General features: G+C 72.8%; 8 protein-coding genes. 3 read left to right on the top strand and 5 right to left on the bottom strand.

Annotated features, from left to right (window positions below):
• Window positions 1-259: 259 nt before the first annotated feature.
• Complete coding sequence (locus tag ACSW7Y_RS15145) at window positions 260-832, bottom strand: TetR/AcrR family transcriptional regulator (RefSeq protein WP_438127071.1); 573 nt, start codon at window positions 830-832, stop codon at window positions 260-262.
• Between the two features lie 95 nt (window positions 833-927).
• On the opposite strand from ACSW7Y_RS15145, the gene ACSW7Y_RS15140 reads away from it, so the two are divergent.
• Window positions 928-1,833: an SDR family oxidoreductase gene (locus ACSW7Y_RS15140; protein ID WP_438127070.1), complete on the top strand. Its 906-nt coding sequence runs from the start codon at window positions 928-930 to the stop codon at window positions 1,831-1,833.
• Between the two features lie 284 nt (window positions 1,834-2,117).
• Here the strand turns inward: ACSW7Y_RS15140 and ACSW7Y_RS15135 are convergent, their stop codons facing one another.
• From ACSW7Y_RS15135 to ACSW7Y_RS15125, 3 genes are all read right to left on the bottom strand, one after another.
• Window positions 2,118-3,416, bottom strand: coding sequence for an NAD(P)/FAD-dependent oxidoreductase (locus tag ACSW7Y_RS15135; RefSeq protein ID WP_438127069.1), 1,299 nt, complete (start codon window positions 3,414-3,416; stop codon window positions 2,118-2,120).
• A gap of 117 nt (window positions 3,417-3,533) precedes the next feature.
• The gene (locus ACSW7Y_RS15130) at window positions 3,534-4,082 is read right to left on the bottom strand and encodes a dihydrofolate reductase family protein (RefSeq protein WP_438127068.1); all 549 of its coding nucleotides are present in this window, start codon (window positions 4,080-4,082) and stop codon (window positions 3,534-3,536) included.
• Window positions 4,083-4,107: 25 nt separating this feature from the next.
• On the bottom strand, window positions 4,108-4,626 hold the full coding sequence (locus ACSW7Y_RS15125) for a hypothetical protein (protein WP_438127067.1): 519 nt from the start codon (window positions 4,624-4,626) through the stop codon (window positions 4,108-4,110).
• An 84-nt stretch (window positions 4,627-4,710) separates the two neighbouring features.
• On the opposite strand from ACSW7Y_RS15125, the gene ACSW7Y_RS15120 reads away from it, so the two are divergent.
• Window positions 4,711-5,484 carry an alpha/beta fold hydrolase gene (locus tag ACSW7Y_RS15120; protein WP_438127066.1) on the top strand — a complete coding sequence of 258 codons (774 nt, stop codon included), beginning with the start codon at window positions 4,711-4,713 and terminating at the stop codon, window positions 5,482-5,484.
• Window positions 5,481-6,203 (top strand): esterase/lipase family protein, encoded by a 723-nt coding sequence (locus ACSW7Y_RS15115; RefSeq protein WP_438127065.1) that lies wholly within the window; start codon window positions 5,481-5,483, stop codon window positions 6,201-6,203. The genes ACSW7Y_RS15120 and ACSW7Y_RS15115 overlap by 4 nt, the downstream gene beginning before the upstream one ends.
• Window positions 6,204-6,357: 154 nt before the next feature.
• Here the strand turns inward: ACSW7Y_RS15115 and ACSW7Y_RS15110 are convergent, their stop codons facing one another.
• Entirely contained in the window at window positions 6,358-6,744 is a 387-nt protein-coding gene (locus ACSW7Y_RS15110; RefSeq protein WP_438127064.1) for a VOC family protein, read from the bottom strand.
• Between the last annotated feature and the right edge of the window lie 166 nt (window positions 6,745-6,910).

The following is a 6,910-nucleotide window of genomic DNA, read 5'->3' as shown; positions in this document are numbered from 1 at the left end:
GTCGAGCGCCGGGGCCCGGGTCGTCAGCGGCGGCGGGGGAGTCGCGCTGCCGTCGCCGCGCGTGCGGCGGTCGCTGCGGGTGCTGCCGTCGCGGCGCGTGCTGCCGTCGGTGCCTGCCGGTGCGGAGGTGCTGCGGGTCCGCTCCGGCGAGATCGTGGTGGTCGCCACGTCGCCTCCTGCGAGATCGTTCTGCTGCCCGGACCGACGAGCGGACCGTGACCTGATCGTTACAGGATGCTCGCCCGAGGTAAGAGGAGCCTCAACGAACGGGGTGCACGAGTTCCGTCAGGGCGTCGAGACGCTCGGCAGCGATGTCCTCGAAGGACCGTTCCTCGCCCGGCGCGATCCACTGCCCGAACGTCAGGTGGAAGACCGTGACCGCCGTCTCCGCGGCGATCGTGGCGGCTGGTTCGCCCACGCCCCGCTCGCGCAGGAGGGCGCCCAGGTGGACCTTCAGGGTCGCGAGCTTGCCGAGTTCGCGTTCCTGCAGCGCCGGGTTCGCCTCGATGATCGCTTGGCGGGCGCGGGAGAACGGCCGCTTCTCGTGGTCGAAGAACGCACCAGCGGCCGTGATGGCGGCCCGCACGAGTACGAACGGCGCGGTGCCGTCGGGCGCGCGGTCGATCGGGTCGGCGAACATCGCGAGGAAGTCGTCCTGCCCGGCGAACAGGACCTCGCGCTTGTCGGCGAAGTGCCGGAAGAACGTGCGCTCGGTCACCTCGGTGGCCCCGGCGATCTCGGCGACGGTCGTGGCGTCGTACCCCTGCTCGGCGAAGAGCTGCATCGCCGTCGCCTGCAGTCGCTCGCGCGTTCCGGGTTGCCATCGGACCATGTCGGCAGTCTACTGATGACAGCGACTGACATCGAGTGCTACGGTGATGTCAGTTCGTGACATCAGCGCCACGGACACCGTGAAGGGAAACGCACATGCACGTGTTCGTCACCGGGGCCTCCGGTTGGATCGGCTCCCACACCGTCGACGAGCTGCTCGCCGCTGGACACACCGTCACCGGACTCGCCCGCTCGGACGCCTCCGCCGAGACCCTCGCCGCGAAGGGCGCCGCGGTGCTCCGCGGTGACCTCGACGACCTCGAGGCCCTGCGTCGGGGCGCGTCCGAGGCCGAGGGGGTCCTGCACCTCGCCAACAAGCACGACTGGACGGACCCTGCCGCCACGAACGCCACCGAGCGCGCGGCCGTCGAGACCCTGGCGACGGCGCTCGTCGGCACGGACCGGCCGCTCGTCGTGGCCTCGGGGGTCGCCGGCCTCGCGCAGGGCCGCCCCGCGACCGAGTCGGACGACAACCCGTTCGTCGGTCCGGAGAGCATGCGCGGCGGGAGCGAGAACCGCGGCTTCGACTTCGTCGACCAGGGCGTCCGCGCCATCGCCGCCCGGTTCAGCCCGACCACGCACGGCACCGGCGACCACGGGTTCATCGCCGCGATCGTCGCCGCAGCACAGCGGACAGGCGTGTCCGGCTACGTCGGGGACGGCACGAACCGGTGGGCCGCCGTGCACGTCACGGACGCCGCACGCCTCGTCCGGCTCGGGCTCGAACAGGCGCCGGCGGGGACACGGCTGCACGCCGTGGCGGAGTCGGGCATCCCGACGCGGGACATCGCGGAGGCGATCGGGGCCGGGCTCGGCCTCCCGGTCACGTCCGTCGACCCTGCGGACGCCGAGGAGCACTTCGGTTTCATCGGGCGCTTCTTCGGGATGGAGATGTCGGCGACGTCGGACGCGACGCGCGAGCTGCTCGGGTGGGAGCCGACGGGCGTCGGCCTGCTGGACGACATCGCGGGCGGGGCGTACTTCCCGGTCCGCGGCGCGTAGCGCCCCGCGCCCCGCGCACCACCCGCCGAACGGGAGGCACGGTGCCGGCCCGCACCGTGCCTCCCGTCCGTCGTCGGATCGCGTCCGGCGCCGGTCTGTCGGCGGCCGATCGCACGCTCGCGCGCGTCCGCGGGATGCGTTCGACGATGCGCGCGTCGAACGACGCGCGGGACGTCGGATGATGCGCGCACATCCGGTGCGGGTGCATGGAACGACGAAACGCATGTCGATCAACGCGCGTTTCGTTGCAGACGATGCAGGAACCGCGTCGGGAGTGCCCGCGCCTACTCGGCCTTCTGCATCTGCCAGGGCTCGGGCTCGCGGTCGCCGTTCGGCCGCACGGGCCGCACGTCGCCGACGATCGGGATGGCGCGCTTCCGCATGAACCACAGGTAGCGCACGAAGAAGTGCGACAGCGTCGACAGCCGGTTGCCGTTGCCGAGCAGCGAGGCGATGTGCACCGCCACCCAGGCCGCCCACGCCACGGGGCCGACCATCGTGATCCCACCGCGGAGCTGGGCGACCGCGGCGTTCGTGCCGATCGTGGCCATCGTGCCCTTGTCGAAGTACTTGAAGTGCTCGGTCGGCTTGCCCTCGAGCAGGCGCTTGATCTGCTTCGCCACGTGCCGACCACCCTGCAGTGCGGGCTGGGCGAGCTGGGCGAGCGCGTCGTCCTGCGCGGCGATGTCACCGGCGGAGAAGACCCGGTCGACACCCTTGACGCGGAGGTCGTCGTCCACCTGGATCCGGCCGCCGTGGGTCTGCGGCATGCCCCAACCCGAGACCTCCTTGTGCGCCGCGACGCCGGTGGCCCAGATGACCTGCGAGGCCGGGATGAACTCGCCCTCGGCGGTGACGACCCCGTCCGGACGGACCTCGGCGACGCCCGTGTTGAGCCGCAGGACGACCCCGCGCTTCCGGAGGATCTTCGCCGCGTACCGACGCAGACGCGGCGCGAACGGCTTGAGGAGCTCGCCGCTGCGGTGCACGAGCGTGATCGAGATGTTGCCGCGCTCGATCTCGGGGTAGGCGCCGACGAGCGCCTGGTCACGGAGCTCGGCGAGTGCACCGGCCATCTCGACGCCGGTCGCGCCACCGCCGACGATCACGATCTTGATCTCGTCCGGGCCCTGGTTCGCAGCGGCTTCCTCGAGCCGGGTGAACAGCTCGTCGCGGATGCGGAGCGCCTGCGACCGGGAGTACATCGAGTAGGCGTACTCGTACGCGCCGGGCGTCCCGAAGTAGCTCGTGTTCACGCCGTTGGCCAGGATCAGCCAGTCGTAGTGCAGGTGCTCGCCGTCGGACATCTCGGCGATCCGCTCGACCGGGTCGATGCCGGTGAGCAGTCCGTGCCGGAACTCCGCGTTCGACTGCTTCGCCCGGAGGCTCCGCAGGAAGTACGTCACGTCGCCGGCGTTGAGCCCGCCGGTCGCCACCTGGTACATGAGGGGCTGGAACATGTTGTAGACGTGGCGGTCGACGAGCGTGACCCGGACGTCGGCGTCCGCGAGCTCCCGCATGGCCGCGATGCCGGCGAAGCCTCCACCGACGATGACGACGTGTGGGCGGGTGTCCTGCGGCATGAGCTCCCTGGTTTCCTCGGACGGCGGATGGTCGCCTCCGAGGGTACGCGCGCTCAGGCACCTCCGATGACCGGGGCGTTCACCGCCGACCCGCCCTGGAGGCGCGTCCCGCCCCCGTCAGGCGTCCCGGCGCGCGTAGGTGTTCAGCACGTTCCCCTTGCTCGTCACGGTGCTGTCGACCAGCGTCAGGCGCGTGGGCGGGTCCGTCGGCTCGAAGAGCCGCCGTCCGGGGCCGGCGATCGCGGGGTGGATCATGAGCTGGAGTTCGTCGAGCAGCCCGGCGAAGAGCAGGTGCCGGACGACGGAGATGCTGCCCGTGACCGCGATGTCGCCGCCGTCCTGCTGCTTGAGGTCGCGGACGAACGCGTCGAGGTCGCCCGTGATGCGCGTGCTGTTCTCCCACGCCAGGTCGTCGCCGAGCGTGGTCGACGCGACGTACTTCGGCATCGGGTTGATCCACTGCCCGAACGGGTCGTCCGCGTGGGCGGGCCACCACTCCGCCCACTCGAGGTAGCTGTTCCGACCGAGGAGGACCGTGTCGGTGCGGGACATGAACGCCGTCATGCCCGCGCCGAGCTCGTCGTCGAAGCTGTCGTGTTGGAACTTGTAGGGCTCGTCGACCACGCCGTCGACCGAGGTGAAGAGCCCCGAGGTGACCTTCCGCATGCTCGGAGGATAGCGGCGGGGCGGTTCAGCTACCAGACCCGGAGTCGGTGCCGCCCTGGGTGCCGCCGTCGCTCTGGGTGCCGCTGTCGCCCTGGGTCCCGCCGGGCAGTTGTCCGGTGCCGCCGCCGTACCCGGGGAAGCCGTTCGTCCCGCGGCCCGGGAACTGCGACGTGCCCTGCGACTGCTGGCCGCCGATCGCGTGCCCGACGGCGTAGCCGACGCCGCCGCCGACGAGGAGCGCGGCCACCCCGACCGCCGCCGCGATCACCGGCCAGAACCACGGCGGCCGGGGCTTCGTGCGTCGCCGGGCCTGGGCGTTGCCGTACCAGGGAGTCGGTGTCTGCCGCGCGGTGTCCCACTCGACGGCGTACGGGTCCGCACCGGGCGCTCGGGTGTCCGTCACCGTCGGTCCGGCGGTCGGCGCGGCGTCCCACCCGTTCGGAGCCGCGGCCGGCGCAGCGCCCCAGCCGTCCGGAGCGGATGGGTACCGGCGGGGTCCGGACGGCGCGTTCGCAGACCGGGTGTCGGGAGTGCTGTCGTTCATGGGGACGAGTGCACACCGTGTGCCTGTCAACCGGTGATGACGACGCTGACGCTGCACTGTGGACCCGGGCGTAACGTCGGTGCCGTGCGCGCGAAGGTCGAGACGGTGTCGGTCGACGGGTTGCCCGTGCGGCTCCGGACGCTGGCGCCCGCCGGTCGCCTCCACGACGCCCTGGTCGCGACGGTGCTGCTCGTGCACGGCATCGGCATGTCCCACCGCTCGTTCGCCCGCTCGCAGCAGGCCCTCGCCCGGACGCACCGGACGGTCGCCGTCGACCTCCCCGGCTTCGGCGGGCTGCCACCGGCCGGTCGACGGCTCGACGCCGAGGAACTGGCCGACCTCGCGGTGCGCGCGGCCCGCGCCCGCGGTGCCGGTGAACTGGTCGTCGTCGGGCAGTCGATGGGGTCGCAGGTCGCCGTCGAGGCGGCGCGCCGCCACCCGCACTCGGTGAGCTCGGTCGTGCTCGTCGGACCCGTCGTGGACGATCGTCGACGGACGCTGTTCAACCAGGCCGTCGACCTCGGACGGGACTCGTTCGTCGAGGGGCCCCGGATGAACGCCGTCGTCTTCACCGACTACCTGCGCAGCGTCCGGCAGTACGTCCGGGAGCTCGGCCCGATGCTCCGCTACCCGACCCTCGAGCGGGTCGCCGGCCTCGACGTCCCGGTGCTCGTCGTCCGCGGCGACCGGGACCCGATCGCGGGCCACACCTGGGCGGCTCGGGTCGCCGCCCACGCCCGCCGCGGAGTCCTCGTCGAGCTGCCCGGCGCGCACCACGTGCAGGAACACCGCCCGGTCGCGTTCGCCGACCTGGTCACCGAGTTCCGGCGCGTCGAGACCCTGGAGCGACTCGGATGACCGAGCCGACCACCTCGACGACGCGGGCCGACCAGGCTGGGCGATCCGTGCCTCCCGTCGGTCTGCTCACGCGCGCAGCGTGGGCCGTCCGCGACTGGCTCTACGCCGCCCGGTGGCAGGTGCGGAGCCTCGGGCCGACCACGGCGGACGACTACCTCGACGGCGACCGACCACCCGTCGTGGTCATCCCGGGCGTCTACGAGACGTGGCACTTCATGCGACCGCTGATGGACGCGTTGCACGACCGTGGACACCCTGTGCACGTGCTGCCCGTCCTCCGCCACAACGTCCGACCGGTGCCGGTGTCCGCCGAGGAGGTCGTCGCCTACCTCGAGGAGCACGACCTGCGGGACGTGCTCCTGGTGGCGCACAGCAAGGGCGGCCTCATCGGCAAGTACGCGATGGCGTCGCTCGACCCCGACCACCGGATCGACCGGATGGTCGCGGTGTCCACGCCGTTCGGCGGTTCGTCGCTCGCGAGGCTGGCCCCCGTCGCACACCTCCGGGTGTTCCGGGCCGCGGACCCGGTGCTGGCGGCGATGGGGCGGGAGCTCGCGGTGAACGCGCGGATCACCTCGGTCTACGGGGTGTTCGACACGCTCATCCCGGAGGGGTCGGAGCTCTCGGGAGCGACGAACGTCCGGCTGCCGGTCGGCGGGCACTTCCGGATCCTCGGCGACCCCCGCACCCGGGAGGCCGTGCTCGCCGCCACCGAGTGAGCCGCGGCCCGGCCGGGCTCACCCCGGGCCGAGTCTCGGCTCCGCGGACACCTTCGCGGCGGGACGACCACGGAACTGTCCGCCCAGCCGAGTCTCGGTGCTCGAGCCCGCGGCCCGCCCGCTCGCCCGCGGCCGCCGCGGGCGCGGGCCTCGCTCAGGCGCCGGGCAGGAAGAGGCAGAACGGGTGCCCGTCGGGATCGAGCAGGACGCGGACGTCGTCCTGCGGTTGGAACGCTGCTTCGCGGGCGCCGAGCTCGACGGCCCGCGTGACGGCACCGGGCAGGTCCTCCACCTGGAAGTCGACGTGGAGCTGCATGTTCTGCGCGCCGGCCTCGCTCGGCCAGACCGGGGCGACGTACTCCGGGTCGTACTGCACCGACAGCCCCGCGCCGTCGACCGGCCGCACCCGTGCCCAGGTCGGGTCGTCCTCGTGCACCGTCCATCCCGTGAGCGCCCCGTAGAAGCGCGCGAGCCGGATCGGCTCGGGGGACTGCAGCACCGTGGCCACGAGGGTCGGCATCGTCGCATCGTCGCTCGTCATGCGGCGGAGCGTACGCGGGGGCTGCGGTGGAGCCGGTCAGCGCCGCCCAGCCGCTCGTCGGCGCCGCACGGCCGCTGGTCGGCGCCGCCCGGTCGCTCGCGCCCCTCGTCAGCGACGCCCGTCAACGCGGGGCGACGCTCGCACGCTCGACGATCCGGTGCGGCAC

This window comes from Curtobacterium flaccumfaciens (assembly GCF_051548005.1).
Lineage (GTDB): Bacteria > Actinomycetota > Actinomycetes > Actinomycetales > Microbacteriaceae > Curtobacterium.
The sequence above is the reverse complement of the archived record's forward strand: the minus strand, read 5'-3'. Positions and strand labels throughout refer to the sequence as shown.